The sequence below is a fragment of the Variovorax paradoxus genome (genome assembly GCF_022009635.1).
In the GTDB taxonomy this organism is placed as follows: Bacteria; Pseudomonadota; Gammaproteobacteria; order Burkholderiales; family Burkholderiaceae_C; genus Variovorax.
On the sequence record NZ_CP091716.1, the window covers coordinates 1977410 to 1998600 of the forward strand.

Here is a 21191-nt window from a genome sequence, read left to right on the forward strand (position 1 = left end):
CGCAAGATCTGCTTCCGGTGCCCGAGTGGTCGGTGGACAGCGGCAATGAATCTGCTCCTTTTCGGAGTCAAGAACCTGGGTAGCAAGAATCATGGATATGTTGAAAGCCGCCGGCTTCTCATTGCTCGTTGTCACCTCGTTCACGGCTTGGGGCGCGAGTCCGTTCTTCTATCCGCGCACGCCTGATGTTTCCCACTTCGCCGTGCCCCCTGCCTGGTTGCTCAACGCCAAGGGCGATGACGGTTATGTGATGGTCACGGCCGAAACCGATCTGCCGCGGGATAAGGGATGCATCCCGCTTGGCGATGCTGGTTGGCTGAAGACCTTCTTCAAGAAAGAGATTCAGCTGTCGACCTCTGTCGTCGTAGACGGTTTCGATATGCCCCAAAGCGGTCGCGAGTCAATGTTGCTGACGCTGGATGGCAGAAACAACGCCGGAGGATGTGTTCTTGCCAGCACTGCGCGACAACTCATTGTTCCCTTGACTCCGACGAAAAAGATCGGTCCAGGTGATGCGGGCGATTTGAAATTCACGGTACTCGTACGGTCCACGACTGATTCCAAGGCAAATCTCGTTGCTCCGGCGCAATCGATGCTGGCAGTCGCGGCGGTTTTTGCTACCGGAGGCACCGCGGCGACTGTTGCTGGTCTCTCCACGACACTGACCAAACCTGCGTTCGACAGGGCGGAGAAATTCATAGACCTTCAATTCGGCAATACATTGCCTTCGCAGAAGACCGCGTCCCTCACCTGGAAAGATCACATCTACGCAGGTGTTCAAACAATTCAGGTGCCGGTTTATCTCGGGGAGACAAAGAGCGGGCAGACAGTCCTGCAGGCAAGTGAGGCACTCCAAAAAACTACCCCCGAAGAAGCCAAGAAAGCGTTCACGGTCCGACTCCAGTTCCGGTACTACAAATCGGTGTTCGATCCCACGTTGCCGACCGAATCGGCAGTTCCGTCAATCGATTCAGTTGGATCCGCCGAAGTGCTCGCCTATCCGAATCGTCCGGAGCAAATGAGCTTGCTCCAGACTCTGATGAGCGGAGGCGCTGAATCCAACCTGCTTCAACGACTGGGAGCCTCTTCGGGAGGCGAACTCGCTGAGGCATGCTCCGACGTGCTCAAGATCTTGTCCAGATCGGGGCTGAACAAGCTGGATCGTGCAATTACTCTGAAAGCTTTTCTCGACGTAGCCAACAAGGGTACCGGGTGGTATGGCAACGCCAAGTATGAAAGCTGCTTCACCGGGCGCCAGGACATCAGACAAATAATCAGGCAGGTATATGGCGATGAGCCCAGTATCAAGTTCGTCAGTCTTGAATCTCAGTCTTTGCCTGGAGTCGCGGCGGTGGCTCAAAAAAATTGGGAAGAGAGCATCCCTATCTTGAGCCGTATCCAGCGCGCGCTGAGTGCCGAAATTGGTAGAGAAGAGCTGATGATGACGATAGCCGCGAATGGCGACATCGCGCTTGGCGTCAGTTCCGCCGGTTGGCCAGCGCCGGTGGCAGCGGTCGCCGGTGCGAATGCAGCCACACCGAGTACCGCGACGTTTCCTGGTATTCAACGGCTGGTGGCGAAACGGGTCAAATCAGCTGGCTGCTTCATGGCTGGTGCCGATCCTGCGAGGGAGAACGCCATGCTCTTACTCGACGAACAAGACGAGGTATGGCTGGCGAGATTCGGGTACGGAGTGGGAGAAGCTCGAAAAATTCAGAGTGTTGAACTATCGAAACTTGCGAGCATGCCGGAGTGGCGCAATCACGTAGCGACGTTGAAGGGGCGCTCTCTCTTTCCGGAGGGAGGGGAGTGCAGCTCGAAGATCCTGCCCAAGGCTTTGTAGATCCGCTCACCGAATGACGGGGGCATGAGGTTGGTCTGCTATCTGCGGATTTCTGGTGCTTGCTGGCCATTGCCTGTCTGGGGTGCATAGTCTGGCCGCACCGCATCGTCCACGCTCCAGGGCGCATACACCTCCGCGTGCAGATCGGGCGAATTCACCTTGGCCAGCAGGTCGCGCACGTCGTCCTTCACCCGTGCCAGCGACAGGCGCAGGCCGCGCACGCGCACGTAGGCCGCGAAGTCGCACAGCGCCTCGATGCTGGTGGCGTCGAGGTCGGATGATTCCTCCAGGCTCAGTACCATGCGCCGCAGGCTTGGCGTGGCGTCGATGCGCGCGCGGATCGACGCGAACACCGCATCGGCATTGCCGAAGAACAGCGGCACCTCGGGCCTCGCGATCAGCACGCCCGGCGGTACCGCCGCCTCGGGGTGGCGCGCGGTGTCGACATAGTCGTGGCTCTGGCCCAGCCGGCCGAGCCAGCTCACCGTGGTGCGCGAGAAGCCGCGCAGCAGCAGCAGCAGGCTCACGCCGATGGCCGCCAGCAGCCCGTCGAGCACGCCCAGCACCAGCACGGCGGCCACCGCCACCAGCGCCACCAGCCGGTCGCGCCGCCAATGGAAGTAGGGCCGCAGCGCCGAAGGGTTCAGCGAATGGCTCACCGCGTTGATCACGATGGCGGCCAGCAGCGGCTCGGGCGTGTGCGCGATCCACGGCAGCAGCGTGAACACCGCCACTCCCACCACCAGCCCGGCCACGATGCCCGCCGCGCGGCTCTGCGCGCCGGCCGATTCGTTGGCCGATGTGGCCGAATAGCCCGCGCCCACCGGCATGCCCTGGAACAGCGCCGACAGCATGTTCGCGCCGCCCAGCGCCAGCAGGTCGCGGTTGGCCGAGACGTTGTCGCCGTGGCGCATGGCGAAGGTGCGGATCGAGCCGTACGACTCCGCATAAAGAATCAGCGCCATCGCGAACGCGAGTCCGCCCAGGTTCTGCCATTGCGTGCGGTCGAGCTGCGGCACGCCGGGGTGCGAGAAGTCGAGCGAGATCGGCCCCACCGCGGCCACGCCCCAGGCATGGCAAAGCCCGCTCACGTCGAGCGCGATGCCGGCCACGATCACCAGCAGCGCGGCCGGCACCGCGCGCCAGCGCGAGAGCCCGCGCAGCAGCACCAGCGCGACCAGCGCCATCGCCGCGCCGGCCAGGTTCCAGTGCCGCCATTCGCCCAGCAGCCCGCCGATGAGGCGAAAGAAGTCGCTGTGCGCCGGCTGCACCGCCAGCACCTTGGGCAGCTGCTTGACCACGATGGTCAGCGCCAGCCCCAGCGCGAAGCCGCGCAGCACCGGCTTGGCGATGAGGCTGGACACCGCGCCCAGCTTCGCCATGCCCGCGATCACGAAGAACACCCCGGCCAGCCCGACGATGGCCGCGCCCATCGCGAGCCGCGTGGCCATGTCGATGCCCGGCATCGACGTGGTGGCCGCGAACAGCACGGCTGCCGACGACGAGGTGGCCGAGACGATGGCGAAGCGGCTGCTGCCGAAGAGGCCGTAGACCAGCAGCCCGGTAAAGAGCGCGATCACCCCCGCCTGCGGCGGCAGGCCCGCGATGCCTGAATAGGCCACCGCCTCGGGCAGCAGCAGGCCGGCAATGGAGACGCCGGCCACCAGGTCGGCAAGGCCGGGGCGGCGTGTGGCGGTGGGCTGCGGGGCTGCTTCTGCGGTCATGGACAAGGCCTTTTGCTTTTGTTGTGGCGGGATGCTGGCAGCCGCCGGCGGACCGGAAGCTGACGATGAGGACTTTCGTTGGCGATTGCCCTCTGCCCTCTGAAGTGCGCCGGCCGGATGCCGGCGGATTTGGCAAAGCCCAAGCGCATTTTTCAAACTGGCGCTATGGTGCAGTGCCGGCCCCCGATGAAACAAGCAGAAAAGGCAGCGCCATGATTGATATCAATATCAACGGCCAGTCCGTTGTCGTCAACGCTCCCGACGACATGCCCTTGCTCTGGGCATTGCGCGACATCGTCGGGCTCACCGGAACCAAGTTCGGTTGCGGCATCGCGCAGTGCGGTGCCTGCACCGTGCACCTCGACGGCCAGCCCGTGCGCTCGTGCGTGCTGCCTGTCGGCGCGATCGGCAAGAAGGCCGTCACCACCATCGAGGCCGTCTCGCAGACCCCGGCCGGCCAGCGCATCCAGAAGGCCTGGCTCGACGTCGACGTGGTGCAGTGCGGCTACTGCCAATCGGGGCAGATCATGTCCGCCGCGGCGCTGATACAGCGCACGCCCGACCCGAGCGACGCCGACATCGACCTCGCCATGTCGGGCAACGTCTGTCGATGCTGTACCTACTCGCGCATCCGGGCGGCCATCAAACAGGCCGCGACAGGCAAGCCCGAGGTGCTGCAGTCGGTGGTGACGATGCCGGCCAGGAGCGCATCGTGAGCGCCGCCGCCGGGATCAGCCGGCGCGCCGCCCTGCAGGCCGGCGGCCTGGCGCTGGCCTTCACCTGGGTCGGCGGCGGCAAGGCCTTCGCGGCCATCAGTGCCCGCCAGCAACCCGCGGATGCGGCTGCCGCGCTCGCGGACGGCAACCCGGCCTTCGCGCCGAACGCCTTCATCCGCATCGACGCCGACGGCGGCGTGCGCCTGGTGATGCCGATGGTCGAGATGGGCCAGGCCATCTACACCGGCTCCGCGATGCTGCTGGCCGAGGAACTCGGCGTCGAGCTCGACCAGGTGCGCGTGGAGCATTCGCCGCCCAACGAAGCGCTCTACGGCATGCCGCTGCTCGGCGGCCAGATCACCGGCGGCTCGACCAGCACGCGCGGCACCTACGCCGTGCTGCGCGAGGCCGGTGCCGTCGCGCGCACGCTGCTGGTCGGCGCCGCTGCCGCGCAGTGGAGCGTCGACCCCACGAGCTGCACGGTCGCGCGCGGCGTGGTGAGCCATCCGGCTTCGAACCGGCAGCTCGGCTTCGGCGCGCTTGCGGCGGCGGCGGCGAAGCTGCCGATGCCGGCCAAGGTGGCGCTGAAGGAGCCCAAGGACTTCAAGCTCATCGGCCTGCCGCTGCGGCGCGTCGATTCGGCCAGCAAGGTCGACGGCAGCACGCAGTTCGGCATCGACGTGCGCGTGCCGGGCATGAAGGTGGCGACGGTCAAGGCCAGCCCCACGCTCGGCGGCGTGCTGGCTTCGGTGGACGACAAGGCCGCGCGCGCGATTCCCGGCGTGCTCGACGTGTTGCGCATCAAGGACGCGGTGGCCGTGGTGGGCGAGCATTTCTGGGCCGCGAAGCGGGGCCTCGATGCGCTGAAGATCCAGTGGACGCCGGGCCAGAACGCCACGCTCACGACGCAGCAGCTGCGCTCGGCGCTGGCCGATGCGCTCGCGAAAGACAAGGCGATCGTCGGCAAGGAAACCGGCAAGCGGCCCGAGGGCACGCTGGTGCAGGCCACCTACGACCTGCCGATGCTGGCGCACGCGACCATGGAGCCGCTCAACACCACGGTGCATGTGCGGCCCGACGGGTGCGAGATCTGGGTCGGCACGCAGGTGCCGGCGCGCTGCGTGAGCGTGGCCGCAAAAATCACCGGGCTGGCCGCGGACAAGGTCGTGCTGCACAACCAGTACCTGGGCGGCGGCTTCGGCCGGCGGCTGGAGACCGACTCGGTCGAGCAGGCCGTGGCCTTCGCCAGGCAGGTGCCGTATCCGCTCAAGGTGGTGTGGACGCGCGAGGAAGACATCCGCCACGACATCGTGCGGCCGATGTATCACGACGACATCTCGGCCGTGGTCGACGGCGACGGGCAGATCCTGTGGTTCGGCGACCGCATCTCGGGCGGCACCGTGCTGGGCCGCTGGGCCCCGGCCTTCATGGGCAAGGACGGCATGGACGGCGACCTGATCGAATGCGTCGCCGAGCCCTGCTACGACCTGCCGAACCTCAAGGTGGAGTGGGTGCGGCACGACATGCCCAGCGGCCTGAACGTCGGCTGGTGGCGCGGCGTGGGGCCGACGCACAACCTCTTCGTGCTGGAGAGCTTCATCGACGAACTGGCGCAGCGCGCGAAGAAGGACCCGGTGGCCTACCGGCGCGCGATGCTGAAGAAGAACCCGCGCACGCTCGCGGTGCTCGACCTTGCCGCCGACAAGATCGGCTGGGGCAAGGGCGCGCTGCCGCCGCGCGTGGGGCGCGGCGTGGCCGTGGGCGACCCGTTCGGCAGCCGCGTGTGCGCCATGGTCGAGGTCGAGGTCACGCCGCAGGGCGAGGTGCGGCTGCGGCGCGCGGTGGTCGCGCTCGACTGCGGCATTGCGGTGAACGCGAGTTCCATCGAGGCGCAGATCCAGGGCGGGCTGCTGTTCGGCCTCAGCGCCGCGCTGTTCAGCGAGATCACGCTGCGCGAGGGCGCCATCGAGCAGAGCAACTTCCACGACTACCGGATGCTGCGCATCAACGAGTCGCCGCCGGTCGAGGTCCACACCGTCAGGAGCAGCGAAGCGCCCGGCGGGCTCGGCGAAGTCGGCACCGCCATTGCCGCGCCGGCGCTGGCCAATGCGATCTTCGCGGCCACCGGCGTGCGCCTGCGCGCGTTGCCCGTGAACCGCGCGCTGCTGGTCCAGGACAAGGAGGCGCTGAAGAAGAAGATCGCCGATGCCGGGTATGCGGCGCCTGACGAAAGGAGCGCGGCATGAAGCGACTCTTCAAGTTCCTGGTGGCGGTGTTCGTGGTGGGCGCGGCGCTGTATTTCTTTCTCAACCGCGCCGACAAGTCCGAGGGCGAGGCGCCCGTGCTGGCCGGTGCGCCGGCCGATGCGGCGCTGCTGGTGCGCGGCGAATACCTCACCAAGGCCGCCGACTGCATCGCGTGCCACACGGTGCCAGGCAAGGGCGAGCCCTTTGCGGGCGGGCTGCCTTTCGTGCTGCCCTTCGGCACCATCTACTCGTCGAACATCACGGCCGACCCGGCCACCGGCATCGGCAACTGGAGCGACGAGCAGTTCGTGCGCGCCGTGCACGACGGCGTGCGCGCCGACGGGCAGCGCCTGTACCCGGCGTTCCCGTACACCGCGTACACCGCGCTGAGCCGCAAGGACGTGCTCGCGATCAAGGCTTATCTCTTCAGCCTGCCCCAGGTGAAGCAGCCGAACCGCGAGGCCGACCTGGGCTTTCCGTTCAACCAGCGCTGGGCCATGGGCTTCTGGAACGCGGCCTTCTTCAAGAGCCGCCGCTTCGAGGCCGATCCGTCGCAGCCGCCCGCGTGGAACCAGGGCAAGTACCTGGCCACCGCGCTGGGTCATTGCGCGGAGTGCCACACGCCGCGCAACTTCGCCTTCGCGCTGGAGACGAGCAACAACCTGGCGGGTGAATCGGTCCAGGGCTGGCGTGCCTACAACATCACGTCGGACGTGAAGAACGGCATCGGCGCATGGAGCGACGCGGAGATTGCCGCGTACCTCACCACGGGGCACGCCGATGGCCGGGGCTCGGCATCGGGGCCGATGGGCGAGGCGGTGGAGCACAGCCTGCAGCACCTGAAGGCGGAAGACACCGCGGCGCTGGTGAGCTACCTGCGCACGGTGCCCGCGAAGGCCGGCAAGGAGCCGATCGAGATCGACGCGAAGGCGCCCTGGGCCGTGGCCGCGAGCGCGGCGGCGCCGGCGGCCAACACGGCCGAAGGGCATGAGCAAGGCCTCAGGCTCTTCGCCGCGGCATGCGCCAGTTGCCACCAGTGGAACGGGCAAGGGCAGCAGACGAATTACGCGTCGCTGCTGGGAACGCGCGGCGTGAACGACCCGGGCGGCATGAACGTCACGCAGATGATCTTGCGGGGCGTGAAGATGCGCGTGCGCGACAACGAGGTCTACATGCCCGCGTTCGACAAGGCATACACCGACACCGAAGTCGCGGCCCTCGCGAACTACGTCATCGCGCAGTTCGGGAACAAGCAGGGGACGGTGACGCCGGAGTTCGTGGCGAAGCAGCGCGCGCAATGAGTGCTTAAGCAGAGGCCACGCAACGGCCCGCGCGGAACTTAACTCTTCCTACCTATCGGCCATGTCGGCGCGGCGCCGACACCGAAAAAAAGAGCCCCGCCACGGCACGTTCATGCGCGTTCGGGCTGCATCGCACTGTTAAGGTGTGCCCCTGTTTTTTCAATTCACGCACTGCGCCCGCTGTCCACGCATTGGGCAGTTCACATGCCTATCCGTCACGCCAGAATCTTTCCGCGCCACGCGTTCTACTGTGTGATGGGCGGGCTGGCCGTGGTCTATGCGCTGTGCGCGGTGATGCTGGTCCCCGCGCGGATTTTCATTCTTCCTTTCCTGTCCGATGGCGAGCCGGTGTCCGACGAAGGCATGGTCTTCCTCGCGGCGATGGCCGTGCCGGTTGGGCTTTACCTCATCGTGTGGCGGGGCGGCGATTTCTTCGCGTGGTGGCGCACGCCGCCGATGCTGACGCTCGGCGCGCACGGTTTGCAGCTAGGGCGGCGCACCATCGCCTTTGCCGACGTGACACGGCTGCGCCATCGTCACGGCCGCGACCACATGCTGATCACCACGCGCCGCGGCAAGACCACGCGGCTTCGGCTCGGCCTGTGGGACCACGCAGCGGCGCTGCGGGCCGAGGTCGACGAGGCGATCGGCAGGGTGCTGCGCGGCGAGGTCGAGCGGCGCGTGCATGCCGGCGACACGGTGGACTTCGGCGCGCTGGGCATGAATGCGGAAGGGCTGGTGCACAAGGGGCAGCTCATTGCATGGTCGAGCATCGACACGGTGCGCACGCAATCGGAGACCGACGGCGTGCTGGTGGACGAGCATCTGGTGATCGTCGCGAACGGCCAGACGCGCCGCATCGACCGCTCGAAGATCGAGAACGAACCGGTGTTGCTGGCCTGCCTGATGCAGCGTTTGCCGGCCGGTTGATACGGCTTTTGGCGGGCCGCCGGCGCGGGTTCGATAAACTGGGGGTGTGAAATCCTCCTCCGAGCCTCCCAGTAGGCCGCTGGCCTGCGCCAGCTTCCGCCCGTCTCCGTGCGTCGCGACCGACCCTTTCGCGGCTCCCGTCCATCCCGCCTTTTCCCCCTTGTCGCCCGACATGGCCCGCGCCATGCCGGGCCGCACGCGTTTGCGCGTCTTCTTCTTCCACCATGATCGTTGAACTGCTCACCGACCCCGCCGCCTGGATCGGTCTCCTGACGCTCGTCGTCCTGGAGATCGTGCTGGGCATCGACAACCTGATCTTCATCGCGATCCTCGCCGAGAAGCTGCCGCCGCACCTGCGCGACCGCGCGCGGCGGCTGGGCCTGGGCCTGGCGCTGTTCATGCGGCTGGGGCTGCTGTCGGTGGTGTCGTGGCTGGTCACGCTGACCACGCCGCTCTTCACCGTGTTCGGCCAGGGCTTCTCGGGGCGCGACCTCATCCTGCTGATCGGCGGCCTGTTCCTGCTGTTCAAGGCCACGTCGGAGCTGCACGAGCGGCTCGAGGGCGTGACGCACACGGCCAGCGGCTCGACCGCCTATGCGAGCTTCGGCCTGGTGGTGACGCAGATCGTGGTGCTCGACGCGGTGTTCTCGCTCGACGCGGTCATCACCGCCGTGGGCATGGTCGACCACCTGCCGGTGATGATGGCGGCGGTGATCATCTCCATCGGCATCATGCTGTGGGCGTCGAAGCCGCTCACGCGTTTCGTCAACGCGCACCCGACGGTGGTGGTGCTGTGCCTGAGCTTCCTGCTGATGATCGGCCTGAGCCTGGTGGCCGAGGGCCTGGGCTTCCATATTCCGAAGGGCTACCTGTACGGCGCCATCGGCTTCTCCGTGATGATCGAGACGCTGAACCAGTGGGCCAAGCGCAATGCGCTCAAGCACGAGGCGCGCCGCCCGCTGCGCGACCGCACGGCCGAATCCATCCTGCGGCTGCTGGGCGGCCGCGGCCCGGGTGAGCCTGTGCCCGCCGGCGCCACCGCCGACGGCGAAGCGCCGCTGCCCGAGCCCGCATTCGCGATCGAGGAGCGCAACATGGTCAGCGGCGTGCTGTCGCTGGCCGATCGCAACGTGCGCTCGGTGATGACGCCGCGCGCCGACATCTCCTGGGTCGACCTGAACGACGACCCGGACGCGGTGCGCGAGCAGCTGCTCGACACGCCGCACGGCATCTTCCCGGTGTGTCGCGGCTCGCTCGACGAAGTGGTCGGCGTGGCGCGCGCGAAAGACCTGCTGGGCCACCTGCTGCGGCACGGAAAGATCGACGAGAGCGGCGGCCTGCGCGCGCCGATCTACGTGCCGGAGTCGACCACGGTGATCCGCCTCATCGACACGCTGCGCGGCGCGCGCGGGCAGCTCGCGCTGGTCAACGACGAGCACGGCACGCTGACCGGCGTGGTCACGCCCATCGACGTGCTCGAGGCCATCGCGGGCGAGTTTCCCGACGAAGACGAAACGCTGGAAATCCAGCAGACCGCCGCCGACACCTGGACCGTGTCCGGCAGCGCCGACCTGCACCTGCTGGAGCAGGCATTGCAGACGCACGGCCTGCTGAGCGACGACGACAGCTACACCTCGGTCGCCGGCTTCCTGCTCGCGTGCTTCGGCGGCCTGCCGTCGCCGGGCCAGACCTGGGTGCACGACGGCTGCGAGTTCGAAGTGACGGACGTCGACGCGCAGCGCATCCGCACGGTGATCGTGCGGCGCCTGCCTGCGACAGAATCGGCGAACTGAACTGTTTGTTGTTGCCAGGGCCCATGCCATGAACGCCTCCCACCGCCTGTCCGTTCCCCTCGACAAGGCCTACCGCCTGCTGAACCACGGCCCCACCGTGCTGGTGAGCGCGGCGCACGGCGGCCAGCGCAACATCATGGCCGCGGCCTGGGCCATGCCGCTGGACTTCGCGCCGCCCAAGGTGGCTGTGGTGCTCGACAAGAGCACCTGGACGCGCGTGCTGCTCGAAGGCGCCGGCAGCTTCGCGCTGCAGGTGCCCACGCGCGCGCAACTCGACCTGACGGAGGCACTGGGCAACAGCTCGGGCCGTGAGATCGTCGAGCAGTCGGGGCACGACAAGTTCGCCGCCTACGGCCTGCAGACCTTCGCGGGCACAGCCACCGATGCGCCACTGCTCGAAGGCTGCGCCGCATGGCTCGAATGCCGACTGCTGCCCGAGCCGCACATCCAGCAGAGCTACGACCTGTTCCTGGGCGAGGTGATCGCCGCGCAAGCCGATTCGCGCGTTTTCGCCAACGGGCGCTGGAACTTCGACGGGCACGACGAACTGCGCACGCTGCACCATGTGGCGGGCGGCCACTTCATCGTCGACGGCGAGGCGGTCGATGCACGGCCGCTGCCGCCGGTTCGTTCCTAGCGAGGATCGGATCGGAGCTTGCTGCCCGCTTGTGCGGACAGCGGCGTGACGTCCCCGGCCCTATCCCGGCTGGTACATCCAGAACCGCGCTGCATCCGTGGGCGGCAGATGCTCCTTGGCGCGGCGGCCTGAAATGCAGTCGTCCAGATCCGGGAAGAAGCCGGCCTTCCCGTCGTAGCCAAGCAATCCGGTGTCGGGCTCGTTGATGTACAGCCTGGCGTCGGTGCCCAGCGTTCCACCGCATGCGATGCCGTGTCGCCCGACAGAGATGTAGCATGCCCAGCGACCGGTGGCGGCCACGTCGGCCTCGGCCAGCCGGGCGGCGTCGAACTGCTTGATCTGCTTGATGCCCGTGGGCATTCCCAGCTTCTCGAACCGCGCGACATGGCTGTCGATGTGCTCGCCGAAGTCTTGCACCATGGTGGCCTGATAGCGCAGGAAGTCGGTGTAGTAGTCCTCGTAGAGTGCGGGGTCGGTCGTCTCGGGAACGCCGTTGAGAAAGGCGACGACCCATGTGGAAGCGATGCCCTTGCCGATTTCCTGTGCGTCGGGATTGGTGCTCGACGCGGCCAGACGGTCCAGCGTGTCGTCGTTCTTGAACCAGTCGGCCGCCGAAGGCGTGCGGTTGCCGCCATGCGTCGCCTTGTTCCGATAGCGGCTGGAAAGCTCAGGGTTCGCGTTGGGGAAGTGAGGCATGTCCGTGTTCCTGGTTGCTGTCAGGCCGAGGTGCGCCGCGCCGGCCTGGCCACCAGCATCAGCCGCAGCACCAGTGTGCCGCACACGGCGGCCGTCAGCGCCAGCAGCGCAACCCACAGCAGGCGCGCGGGCGACGCGGCGTCGAGCCAGTCCGCGAACAGCAGCGTGGCGCTGTTGTACGCGGCATGCAGCGCAATGCAGGGAATGAGCGAGCGCGTGCGTTCGTAGAGCCACGCCAGCACCGTGCCCATGACGAAGCCGACCACGAACTGGTAGATGTTCATGTGCGCCGCACCGAACAGCAGGGCCGAAAGAAAGATGGCCTGCCAGCGCGGATAGCGCTGCAGGAAGCCGCGCAGCACGATGCCGCGGAACAGCATTTCTTCCAGTAGCGGCGCGACCACGCACACCGCCAGCACGGCCGCCACGCTGCCGTCGGCCATGCGGCTGAACATGGCTTCTTCCCACGCCGACAGGGGCGCGATGCGCACCAGCAAATTGAACGCGGAGGTGATGGTCAGCAGCAGCGCGGGCACCAGCAGCAGCACCGGCGGCACCACCAGCAGCAGCGTGACGCGGGCGGACGCGCGCGATTGGTGGAACAGATCGCGCCATGTGAGCTGCTGCGCATGCATCACCGCCGCGAACACGCAGCCGTTGCCCAGCACGGCGGAGAGCACGCCGATCTGCATGCCGTTCAGGCCCAGCCACCGGTTGGCGTCGCGCAGCGCCGCGCCCACGACGATCTCGCACAGGCACAGCGCCAGGAACAGCAGCGCGGCTTGCGCCGCCGAGGGGAAGGCGGTGCTTTTCGGGGAGGGCATGGGGCGTCGGGCTGCGCGGGTGAGGAAGAGGCGCGGATGTTAGCGCCCCCATGTTGCATATGGCGCGGGGCCCGGGGCCGTGGCTATCGTGCCGGCGGAGCGAGCGTCGTGTGGCCGGCGTCCGCCACCGCCGGATCAGGCGATGAAAGCGATGAAGATGACGATGGCAAGTCGGGCCTACGCATGTACGAGTTCGCCGTGCCGCAAGACCTGCGACAGCGGCGTGATCGCGATCTCGCCGGCCTGCCCGTGCCCCTGCAGCGAAAGCACGCGCAGCACCGCGTATTCGCGCATGCGCGCTGCGCCGTGCGGGTCGCCGGGCTGGATGCTGGTCGACGGATGGCACATCAGCACGTCGCCCGTGCGGCAGGCCGCGAGCCACTCGGCCAGGTGCCGCTCATAGCTCTGAATGTCGCCGGTGAAGTCGTACACGCCCAGCAGGCGCCGGCTCACCGGAATGCCGTGCTTCGTGGCGAGCGCCGCCAGCCCCGCGCCGCCCAGTGCATGGATCACGCGGGCCTTCAGCCGGTCGGGGCCGCGGCGGCTGCCCGGTGCGGTGTAGCGCACCCACGGCGGGGACGTCGGGTAGCGGCGCAGGATTTCGTCGACCAGCAGTTCGCGCACCACCGGGAACTGGTGCACGTGCCGGTGGCCGTCGACGTACGCGGGCGGGCGGCCCATGGCGTCTTCGAAGCGGGTGAACTGGTCGCGGATGTCGGCGTAGAGCACGGGCGAGAACACGGTGCGCGAGTAGGTGCGCGCGATCAGCCCCGCCAGGCCGGGTTCGGGGCCGTCCGGCGTTTCTGGGCGGGTGAGGTCCAGGTGCAGGCCCACGTCCAGCCGCGCGGGGTCGAGCCGGCGCAGCGCCCGCGCGCCCGTGGCCCACGCCCCGCGCCGCACCATGCCGCTGGTCGCGGAGATCTTGCCGAGTTCGGCCAGGTCGAGCACGGCGGCGTTGACGCCGGTGCTCATGCCGAAATCGTCCGCGCACACGCAGAGGTGGCGCAACGTCGGCCCCGGAGGGCCGGAAGTGTCAGTCATTGCCATTCGTCTTGGGCACGGGCGCGGAAGGAGAGGGTGCGGTGGTCGTGGAAGCGGCGGCCGCGGCGGTGCCCAGGCAGCCCGGGTCGCTCGTGGCGCTGCCCGGAAAGCGCCAGGCGGCGATGCTTTCGTTGAGCGCCACCACCTGCGCCTTGCCCAGCCAGGGGTTCGACAGCTGCGAGGCGATCGGCCCGACCAGCCAGGTGGTGTGCGGCACGCACAGCACGGGCGCTAGCTCCGTGCGATTGACCAGCGTGGCGTCGGCGCGCGCGGGCTCGAAGCGGCTCGCGTCGTAGATCTCCTTGCGCCAGTTGTCGCGGGTGTCGGTGGCGGCGGCCTTCCAGTCGTCCGAGATGAGCACCGGCGAGCGCAGGTTCCAGTAGAACGGGATCTCGTAGTAGTAGCTGTCGAGCATCATCACCTGGTCGCCGGGCGCGACCACCTGACCCGCGGGCAGCCGCAGCCGGGTGCCCGGCGGCACCGAGTAGATCGCGACCGCGCCCACGCACGCCACGCACAGCACGGCGGCGGCCACGGCCGTGGCGCGCATCCTGGGCAGCATCTTCTCGACGACGCGGCCGGCCAGCACGCGCTGCGCGACCAGGTAGGCCAGCGGCGGCAGCGCGGGCAGCACGTAGCCGACCAGCTTGGATCGCGGCATCGAGAAGAAGGCCACGATCACCACCAGCCAGATCCACATGAGCCAGTCGACATCCGACAGCCGCGAGCGGGCCTCGCCGTTCTTGCCGCGCGGCACGAACACCCAAGCGAACCACGGCAGCGTGAGCACCGCCAGCACCGGTATGTAGAACCAGAACGGGTGCTCGTTATTGAAGCCCGACGAAGCGAAGCGCCGGAAGTGCTGCGTGATGACGAAGTAGTCGAAGAACTCGGGGTACTTCAGCTGCATCGCGACGAACCACGGACCCGCCACCGCCAGCAGCACCGCCCACCCCGGCAGCCAGAGCGCGAGCTTGAGCACCACGGTCTTGCGCGTTGCCGCGCACCACAGCACCAGCACCGCGCCGGGCAGCACCAGGCCGATCAGCCCCTTGGCCAGCAGCCCGGCCGCGGCCATCAGGTAGGCGCCCGCGAGCAGCGCGCGCCAGGGCTCGTCGCGCTCCCGGGCCAGCGCCGCGCCGGCGCCCAGCAGCACCGTGGCCGAGATGCACCCGGCCACCAGCATGTCGAGGTTGGCGAACTGCGCACCCAGAAAGAAGAAGGGCGTCGTCACCAGCACCACGGTCGACAGCAGCGCCTGCCATGCTGTCGACCAGCGCCGCAGGAACAGGAACAGCGCCGCCGCCGCCACACCCGCGCCGATGATCGAAGGCAGCCGCGCCGCCCATTCGGTCGGGCCGGTCAGGGACATCGCCGCCGCGCCGATCCAGTAGAACAGCGGCGGCTTGTGGAAGAACGGCAGGCCGTCGAGCCGAGGCACCAGCCAGTCGCCGGAATGCAGCATCGCGAGCGCCACGCCGCCGTAGCGCCCTTCGTCGGGAGCCATCAGCGGCCGCACCCATGCGGTCGCGAGCAGCCACGCGAACAGCGCGGCAATGAGCCAGAGGGGTCGGGGCGAGTTCCACCAGGCAGAGCTGGGCCTGCTCATGGCTTCCCGGTCCGGGACTCGAGTCCCTTGCCGTGTTCGCGCCGGACCACGTACAGCGGACGGCCCTTGACCTCCTCGTAGATGCGGGCGATGTACTCGCCCACGATGCCGGTGGAAATCATCTGGATGCCGATGAAGAACATCAGGCTCACGACGATGGTGGTCCAGCCGGACACGGAATTGCCGAACAGCAGGTGGTCGATGGTCACGTAGGTGCCGTAGCCGAAGGCCGGCACCGCGAGCAGCAGGCCCACGACGCTCACCATGCGCAGCGGCCAGGTGGTGAAGGCGGTGAGGCCGTCGATGGCCAGGCCGACCAGGCGGCGCGCGTTGAACTTGGTGGTGCCTTCGGCGCGCGGCGCGGGCGTGTAGGGCAGCGCCACGGCGCGGAAGCCGACCCAGGCGTACAGGCCCTTCATGAAGCGGCTGCGCTCGGGCATGCTCATGAGCGCGTCGACCACCTTGCGGTCCATCAGGCGGAAGTCGCCCGCGTCCTTCGGCACCTCGAAGCGGTCCGACGAATTGACGAGGTTGTAGAAGAGCTTGCTGCCGAACTGCTTGAAGCGGCTTTCGTCGCTGCGCTCCTGGCGCACCGCGTACACCACCTCTGCGCCGGCCGTCCACTGGGCCAGCATCGCGTGGATCAGCTCGGGCGAATGCTGCAGGTCGCCGTCGAGCAGCACCACGGCGTCGCCGGTGGCAGCGGCAAGGCCGGCGGTGAGGGCGGCTTCCTTGCCGAAGTTGCGCGACAGCGAAACGCAGCGAAAGCCCGCCAGCTCGCACCAGGCCTCGGCCACGGCGGCGGTGTCGTCGGTGCTGCCGTCGTCGACCACGATGATTTCCCAGCGCAGCCGCGTGGCCCACAGGATGTCCTCGAGCAGCGGCAGCATGAGGCGCAGGTTGGCGGCCTCGTTGTAGCAGGGGATGACGCACGAGATGCTGCGCGCGTCGGCGGCGGGCGCGTCAGGCACGCCGGATTGGGCCAGCGGCTCGGGGGCACCGGGTGTGCCGGCGGGGGCGGCCATGTCGGAGGAAATGCCGGCGCCGGCGCGCGAATGTCTTGCGGTGGACGATGAGATCATGAGGGTCTCCAGAGAGAGCTGGTCGCCGGGCTGTCGCCGGGGGCGCGGCCAGTTCGCGGGACGAAGAAGAGAAAAAGCCAGCGCGCGATGGCGATCGCACCGGCAACCACCGCGCCCAGCAGCAGGCCGGCGACGATGTCGACCGGGAAATGCACGCCCACGTAGACGCGCGCCCAGCCGGTGAGGGCAGCCAGCGCCAGCAGCGGCACGCCGATCCGGCGCAGGCCGGGGCGCAGCAGGAAGGCCAGCGCGACCATGAACATGACGGCCGCGTGCGTGCTCGGCAGCGAGCCGCGGCTGGCGTGCTCGATGTAGGCCGGCCCGAATCCCGCCATGAAGGGGCGGGGAACATTGAGCGCGGTGGCGATGGCATGTGACAGTAACGAGGTCGCGCCGGCCGCAGCCGACACGACGAGCAGGTAGGCGCGGTCGGCGCGTTGCCGCCACAGCGTGACGGCGACGATGCCCGCGCAGAGCCAGCTGCCCCAGAGCGCGAAGGCGATGGCGACCGCAAGCACCCAGGGCGTGGGATGGCTGCCGGCGGAAATCCATTGAAAAAGAGCGAGGTTCAGGGCGTTCATGGCGCCACCCCTTGCGGGCGATTGAAATTGACGGGCGCAGTGCCCCGCGCAGTGCGGTCGGCACGACGTAAAAATCTGGACATGGCAGTCCTTTCGACGAGGAAAAGAGGCCCGCCGCCAGAAGCAGCGGGGGGACGCGACGCGAACGAGGCGTCGGCTTCTCAGATCCCGTAGGGGGGCGCGGCCGAGGGCGGCAGGCGCAGCCAGGGCTGCGCCGGAGGCGGGGCGCCGCCGTGCGGCGGCACGTGTTCGGGCGCCTCGCGCACGATGGGCGCGGACAGCCGCGCAACGGCTATCGCCAGCGGCAGCATGGCCAGCACGATCGCCATGAACGTGCTCAGCGCAAAGTCGAAGGTGTCGGGATGGTCGATGCTCGCCGGGGTCTGGGCGAAGACCGTGGTCTCGCGGTCGCTCGGATGGTCGGCGCGGTCGTCGGGCTCGAACTGGGTGGTGTCGCTGGCGCTGCGCACCCGCAGCATCGGCTCGTCTTCCAGCCCGTCGCTGCGGAAATGCACCGCAATGAAGGGCTGCAGCAGGATCAGCAGGACGCCCGCGACGCACCACAACCTGTGGTGCGTTTCAGCGAAATGGCGGACGCGTGCGAGCAGCATGCGCGGATGCTAGAAGGTTCGTGTGAACGGAACCTGATCGGCCTCGTCAGCATCCCGCAAGGTAGTGGCAAGCGCCTGGGGTATAAGGCGCGCCCCTGGCCGGGGCGGCTACAGCACGAACGGAATGAAGCGCCGCGTGCCGCGCATGTAGTCGCGATAGGCATCGCCGAAGTGCGCGATGCATTCCTGCTCGTCGCGCAGGGCGGTGAGCACCAGCAGCACCGTGGCCGCGAGCACCAGCGCCAGCGTGAGCCAAGTGAACTGCTTGAGGAACGCGCCCCAGGCCAGCAGCAGCAGCGCTGTATACATGGGGTGGCGGATGTAGCGGAAGGCGCCGGTGCTGACGATGGCCGAGGTTTTCTCGAAACCGTAGAGCGCGGGGTCGTCGCCGCGCACTTCGCTGGGCTTGCCCTTGGCCTTCAGCAGCCGCACCGCGTGGATCGGCAGCCAGATCGACAGCACGAAGAAGGTGCTGGAGATGATCTGCTTGGCCGAGAACGGATCGTCATGCCACCACGGCAGGTTCACCAGCGCCAGCACGAGCATGCATTCCCATGCGAAGAACCGGTAGAAGCCGTGCGAGCCGGGCCGGCTCAGCGGGCCGCGCGAGACATAGAGCAGCGCGGCGGTGCCGGCGACGAAGGCGAAGATCTGGAACCAGAAGAGCATGGCGGCCGAATTTACACGGCCACGGTGAACTATCCGGCTATAGAAAACCCGCCGTCCACGGGAATCGCGGTGCCGGTCACGTAGTCCGAGGCGGCGCTCGCGAGGAACACGGCCGTGCCGGCGATGTCCGCGGGCTGGCCCCAGCGCCCTGCGGCGGCGCGAGCCGTCACGCGCTCGTACAGGCCCGGGATCTGGCTGCGCGCGCCGTCGGTGAGTTCGGTCTCGAACCAGCCAGGCAGGATGGCGTTGACCTGGATGTTGTCGGGCGCCCACGAGAGCGCGGTCGACTTGGTGAGCTGCACGATGCCGGCCTTGCTGGCGGCATAGGCAGGCGCATAGGGAGCGCCGAAGATCGACATCATCGAGCCGATGTTGATGATCTTGCCGCCGCCCGCGGCCTTCAGGTGCACATGCGCGGCGCGGCTGCACAGGAAGGCGCTGGTGAGGTTGGTGTCCATCACCTTGTGCCACTCGCTGAGGGCAAGCTGGTCGACGGGCTTGCGCACCGTGGTGCCGGCGTTGTTGATGAGGATGTCGAGGCGGCCGCAGCGCGCGGCGGCCTCGTCGAACAGCCGCTGCACCGAAGCCTCGTCGCTCACGTCGGCCTCCAGCGCGAAGCTGTCGCTGCCCAGCGCCTTCAATGCCTCGACCGCGGCGGCCGACTTCTGCGCATTGCGCGCGGCCACGACGACGCGCGCGCCGGCCTTTGCCAGCCCTTGCGCCATGCCCAGGCCGATGCCGCCGTTGCCGCCCGTGACCAGCGCGACCTTGCCCGTGAGGTCGAACATCGTCGTCATGCCTGCACCGCTTCCGGCTTCTTGGAGACCAGCGTCAGGATGTCGTAGCTGGCGACCAGTTCGCCGTCCTGGTTCGTCACTTCCACGTCCCAGGCCACCACGCCCTGGCCCTGGCCGCTGGCGTCTTTCTTGTTGCGGTCGATCTTGCGCTTGCAGGTCAGGCGCGCCTGGATGGTGTCGCCGATGCCCACGGGCTTGGTGAAGCGCAGCGTGTCCAGGCCGTAGTTGGCCAGCACCGGGCCGGGCGAGGGCGACACGAACAGGCCCGCTGCCGCCGACAGCACGAAGTAGCCGTGCGCGATGCGCTTGCCGAACGGCGACTGCTTCGCAGCCACGTCGTCGAAGTGCATGTAGAAATAGTCGCCCGAGATACCGCCGAAGGCCACGATGTCGGCCTCGCCGACGGTGCGTCGATGCGTGAGCAGCGAATCGCCGACCTGCAGGTCTTCGAAATAGCGGCGGAACGGATGCACCTCGCTCTCGCGCACGGCCGCGCCGCGCACATGCTCGCCGGTGATGGCGGCCAGCATGGTGGGCGAGCCCTGCAATGCGGTGCGCTGCAGGTAGTGCTTCACGGCGCGCAGGCCGCCCAGTTCCTCGCCGCCGCCCGCGCGGCCGGGGCCGCCGTGCTTGAGCTGCGGCAGCGGCGAGCCGTGGCCGGTCGATTCGGCGGCGGCTTCGCGGTCGAGCACCAGCAGGCGCCCGTGCCATGCGGCCGCCACGGGAATCGCCTTGGCGGCGATGGCCGGATCGCGCGTGACCAGCGTGCCCACCAGGCTGCCCCGGCCGCGTGCGGCCAGTGCCAGCGCCTCGTCGATGCCGTCGTAGGGCATCAGCGTGCTGACGGGGCCGAAGGCCTCGACATCGTGAGCGGCGTCGTGCTCCAGCGGCTTGCGGCTCAAGAGCAGCGTGGGCGCGAAGAAGGCGCCTTCGCCCACGCCGTCGCCAACAGGAGAGAAGCCGTCGCGTTCGCCGTACACCAGTTCCGCCCCCTTGAGCAGCGTGGCGACGCGCTCGGCCACGTCGGCCTGCTGGTCGCGCGAGGCCAGCGCCCCCATGCGCACTTCTTCGCGCGACGGGTCGCCCACCACGGTCTTGGCCAGCCGCGCGCGCAGCCGCTCGGCCACCGCATCGAGGTGCTGGCGCGGCACGATCGCGCGGCGGATGGCGGTGCACTTCTGGCCCGCCTTGATGGTCATTTCGCGTGCGACCTCTTTCACGAAGAGATCGAACTCTTCGTCGTCGGGCGTCACGTCGGGCGCGAGGATCGCGCAGTTCAGCGAGTCTGCCTCGGCATTGAACGGGATCGACTGGCGCACGATGTTCGGGTGCACGCGCAGCTTCGCGGCGGTGTCGGCCGAGCCGGTGAAGGTGACCACGTCCGGCCCTTCGAGCCGGTCGAGCAAATCGCCCGTGCTGCCGATGACCAGCTGCAGCGCGCCTTCGGGCAGGATGCCCGACTGCACGATCAGCCGCACCAGTGCTTCGGTCAGGTAGCTGGTGGCCGTGGCCGGCTTGCCGATGCAGGGCATGCCCGCGAGGAAGCTGGGCGCGAATTTTTCGAGCAGGCCCCACACCGGGAAGTTGAAGGCGTCGATGTGCACCGCCACGCCGCCGCGCGGCACCAGGATGTGCGTGCCCGCGAAGCCGCCTTTCTTGCCGAGGGGGAAAGCCGGGCCTTCATGCACCAGGTTGCCCGAGGGCAGCTCGTTGGTACCGATGCCGGCGTAGGCGCTCAGCGTGCCGGCACCGCCCTCGATGTCGATCCAGCTGTCGGCGCGCGTCGCGCCCGTGTGGGCCGAGATGGCGTAGAGCGTTTCCTTGTTCGCGGCCAGGTACTTGGCCAGCGCCTTCAGGCGTTCGGCGCGCTGCTGGAAGTCGAGCTTCATCAGCGCGGGAATGCCGGTGCGGCGCGCGTATGCCAACGCTTCCGCGAAGTCGATGGCCTCGGCATGCGTGGCTGCCACGGGCTTGCCGTTGACGGCGCTGCGCAGTTGCTGCGCGGCCTGCTGGCCGATCCAGCGGCCGGCGATGTAGCTTTGGAGGGTGGTGGTCATGGTGCGAGTCCTTTGCGTGTTGCTCCTTCCCCCT

The 21191-nt window shown here is 68.2% G+C and carries 18 protein-coding genes; 7 read left to right on the forward strand and 11 right to left on the reverse strand.

From position 1 onward, the window contains the following. Positions 1 to 97 precede the first annotated feature (97 nt). Positions 98 to 1843 (forward strand): hypothetical protein, encoded by a 1746-nt coding sequence (locus L3V85_RS09240; protein WP_237679013.1) that lies wholly within the window; start codon positions 98 to 100, stop codon positions 1841 to 1843. A 38-nt stretch (positions 1844 to 1881) separates the two neighbouring features. Here the strand turns inward: L3V85_RS09240 and L3V85_RS09245 are convergent, their stop codons facing one another. Next, positions 1882 to 3567 (reverse strand): SulP family inorganic anion transporter, encoded by a 1686-nt coding sequence (locus tag L3V85_RS09245; RefSeq protein ID WP_237679014.1) that lies wholly within the window; start codon positions 3565 to 3567, stop codon positions 1882 to 1884. 212 nt (positions 3568 to 3779) lie between these two features. Here L3V85_RS09245 and L3V85_RS09250 point away from each other — a divergent pair, with 212 nt between their 5' ends. From L3V85_RS09250 to L3V85_RS09275, 6 genes are all read left to right on the forward strand, one after another. Then, positions 3780 to 4283, forward strand: a complete 504-nt coding sequence (locus L3V85_RS09250) for a (2Fe-2S)-binding protein (protein WP_237679015.1) — start codon at positions 3780 to 3782, stop codon at positions 4281 to 4283. Further along, positions 4280 to 6529 carry a xanthine dehydrogenase family protein molybdopterin-binding subunit gene (locus L3V85_RS09255; RefSeq protein WP_237679016.1) on the forward strand — a complete coding sequence of 750 codons (2250 nt, stop codon included), beginning with the start codon at positions 4280 to 4282 and terminating at the stop codon, positions 6527 to 6529. The genes L3V85_RS09250 and L3V85_RS09255 overlap by 4 nt, the downstream gene beginning before the upstream one ends. After that, complete coding sequence (locus tag L3V85_RS09260; protein WP_237679017.1) at positions 6526 to 7830, forward strand: c-type cytochrome; 1305 nt, start codon at positions 6526 to 6528, stop codon at positions 7828 to 7830. The genes L3V85_RS09255 and L3V85_RS09260 overlap by 4 nt, the downstream gene beginning before the upstream one ends. A gap of 204 nt (positions 7831 to 8034) precedes the next feature. Next, on the forward strand, positions 8035 to 8760 hold the full coding sequence (locus L3V85_RS09265) for a hypothetical protein (protein WP_237679018.1): 726 nt from the start codon (positions 8035 to 8037) through the stop codon (positions 8758 to 8760). Between the two features lie 224 nt (positions 8761 to 8984). Beyond that, the gene (locus L3V85_RS09270) at positions 8985 to 10553 is read left to right on the forward strand and encodes a TerC family protein (RefSeq protein ID WP_237679019.1); all 1569 of its coding nucleotides are present in this window, start codon (positions 8985 to 8987) and stop codon (positions 10551 to 10553) included. Positions 10554 to 10581: 28 nt separating this feature from the next. Further along, a complete protein-coding gene (locus L3V85_RS09275; protein ID WP_237679020.1) occupies positions 10582 to 11190 on the forward strand; it encodes a flavin reductase family protein in 609 nt (202 codons plus the stop codon). 60 nt (positions 11191 to 11250) lie between these two features. On the opposite strand, the gene L3V85_RS09280 is transcribed toward L3V85_RS09275, so the two are convergent. The 10 genes from L3V85_RS09280 to paaZ all read right to left on the reverse strand — a co-directional run bounded on the left by L3V85_RS09280 (position 11251) and on the right by paaZ (position 21157). Further along, positions 11251 to 11886 (reverse strand): hypothetical protein, encoded by a 636-nt coding sequence (locus L3V85_RS09280; protein WP_237679021.1) that lies wholly within the window; start codon positions 11884 to 11886, stop codon positions 11251 to 11253. A gap of 20 nt (positions 11887 to 11906) precedes the next feature. Next, positions 11907 to 12710: a CPBP family intramembrane glutamic endopeptidase gene (locus L3V85_RS09285; protein ID WP_237679022.1), complete on the reverse strand. Its 804-nt coding sequence runs from the start codon at positions 12708 to 12710 to the stop codon at positions 11907 to 11909. A gap of 177 nt (positions 12711 to 12887) precedes the next feature. Beyond that, positions 12888 to 13751 (reverse strand): ChbG/HpnK family deacetylase, encoded by an 864-nt coding sequence (locus tag L3V85_RS09290; protein WP_237679023.1) that lies wholly within the window; start codon positions 13749 to 13751, stop codon positions 12888 to 12890. After that, positions 13744 to 15360, reverse strand: a complete 1617-nt coding sequence (locus L3V85_RS09295; protein ID WP_237679024.1) for an ArnT family glycosyltransferase — start codon at positions 15358 to 15360, stop codon at positions 13744 to 13746. The genes L3V85_RS09290 and L3V85_RS09295 overlap by 8 nt, the downstream gene beginning before the upstream one ends. After that, complete coding sequence (locus tag L3V85_RS09300) at positions 15357 to 16442, reverse strand: glycosyltransferase family 2 protein (protein WP_237679025.1); 1086 nt, start codon at positions 16440 to 16442, stop codon at positions 15357 to 15359. Before L3V85_RS09300 ends, L3V85_RS09295 begins: the two co-directional genes overlap by 4 nt. Continuing rightward, positions 16439 to 17023 carry a phosphatase PAP2 family protein gene (locus L3V85_RS09305; protein ID WP_237679026.1) on the reverse strand — a complete coding sequence of 195 codons (585 nt, stop codon included), beginning with the start codon at positions 17021 to 17023 and terminating at the stop codon, positions 16439 to 16441. The genes L3V85_RS09300 and L3V85_RS09305 overlap by 4 nt, the downstream gene beginning before the upstream one ends. Positions 17024 to 17184: 161 nt before the next feature. Further along, positions 17185 to 17634 (reverse strand): hypothetical protein, encoded by a 450-nt coding sequence (locus L3V85_RS09310; RefSeq protein ID WP_237679027.1) that lies wholly within the window; start codon positions 17632 to 17634, stop codon positions 17185 to 17187. Positions 17635 to 17742: 108 nt separating this feature from the next. Further along, complete coding sequence (locus L3V85_RS09315) at positions 17743 to 18303, reverse strand: methyltransferase family protein (RefSeq protein WP_237679028.1); 561 nt, start codon at positions 18301 to 18303, stop codon at positions 17743 to 17745. Positions 18304 to 18332: 29 nt separating this feature from the next. Next, entirely contained in the window at positions 18333 to 19100 is a 768-nt protein-coding gene (locus tag L3V85_RS09320) for an SDR family NAD(P)-dependent oxidoreductase (protein WP_237679029.1), read from the reverse strand. Then, a complete protein-coding gene (gene paaZ, locus L3V85_RS09325) occupies positions 19097 to 21157 on the reverse strand; it encodes a phenylacetic acid degradation bifunctional protein PaaZ (protein WP_237679030.1) in 2061 nt (686 codons plus the stop codon). Before paaZ ends, L3V85_RS09320 begins: the two co-directional genes overlap by 4 nt. Positions 21158 to 21191 lie beyond the last annotated feature (34 nt).

Coding starts and splice junctions, on each gene's coding strand:
- L3V85_RS09320 (WP_237679029.1), bottom strand. CDS start 19,100: ATGACGACGATGTTCGACCTCACGGGCAAGGTCGCGCTGGTCACGGGC.
- L3V85_RS09275 (WP_237679020.1), top strand. CDS start 10,582: ATGAACGCCTCCCACCGCCTGTCCGTTCCCCTCGACAAGGCCTACCGC.
- L3V85_RS09315 (WP_237679028.1), bottom strand. CDS start 18,303: ATGCTCTTCTGGTTCCAGATCTTCGCCTTCGTCGCCGGCACCGCCGCG.
- L3V85_RS09250 (WP_237679015.1), top strand. CDS start 3,780: ATGATTGATATCAATATCAACGGCCAGTCCGTTGTCGTCAACGCTCCC.
- L3V85_RS09285 (WP_237679022.1), bottom strand. CDS start 12,710: ATGCCCTCCCCGAAAAGCACCGCCTTCCCCTCGGCGGCGCAAGCCGCG.
- L3V85_RS09240 (WP_237679013.1), top strand. CDS start 98: ATGTTGAAAGCCGCCGGCTTCTCATTGCTCGTTGTCACCTCGTTCACG.
- L3V85_RS09290 (WP_237679023.1), bottom strand. CDS start 13,751: ATGACTGACACTTCCGGCCCTCCGGGGCCGACGTTGCGCCACCTCTGC.
- paaZ (WP_237679030.1), bottom strand. CDS start 21,157: ATGACCACCACCCTCCAAAGCTACATCGCCGGCCGCTGGATCGGCCAG.
- L3V85_RS09270 (WP_237679019.1), top strand. CDS start 8,985: ATGATCGTTGAACTGCTCACCGACCCCGCCGCCTGGATCGGTCTCCTG.
- L3V85_RS09280 (WP_237679021.1), bottom strand. CDS start 11,886: ATGCCTCACTTCCCCAACGCGAACCCTGAGCTTTCCAGCCGCTATCGG.
- L3V85_RS09245 (WP_237679014.1), bottom strand. CDS start 3,567: ATGACCGCAGAAGCAGCCCCGCAGCCCACCGCCACACGCCGCCCCGGC.
- L3V85_RS09265 (WP_237679018.1), top strand. CDS start 8,035: ATGCCTATCCGTCACGCCAGAATCTTTCCGCGCCACGCGTTCTACTGT.
- L3V85_RS09300 (WP_237679025.1), bottom strand. CDS start 16,442: ATGATCTCATCGTCCACCGCAAGACATTCGCGCGCCGGCGCCGGCATT.
- L3V85_RS09305 (WP_237679026.1), bottom strand. CDS start 17,023: ATGAACGCCCTGAACCTCGCTCTTTTTCAATGGATTTCCGCCGGCAGC.
- L3V85_RS09295 (WP_237679024.1), bottom strand. CDS start 15,360: ATGAGCAGGCCCAGCTCTGCCTGGTGGAACTCGCCCCGACCCCTCTGG.
- L3V85_RS09310 (WP_237679027.1), bottom strand. CDS start 17,634: ATGCTGCTCGCACGCGTCCGCCATTTCGCTGAAACGCACCACAGGTTG.
- L3V85_RS09260 (WP_237679017.1), top strand. CDS start 6,526: ATGAAGCGACTCTTCAAGTTCCTGGTGGCGGTGTTCGTGGTGGGCGCG.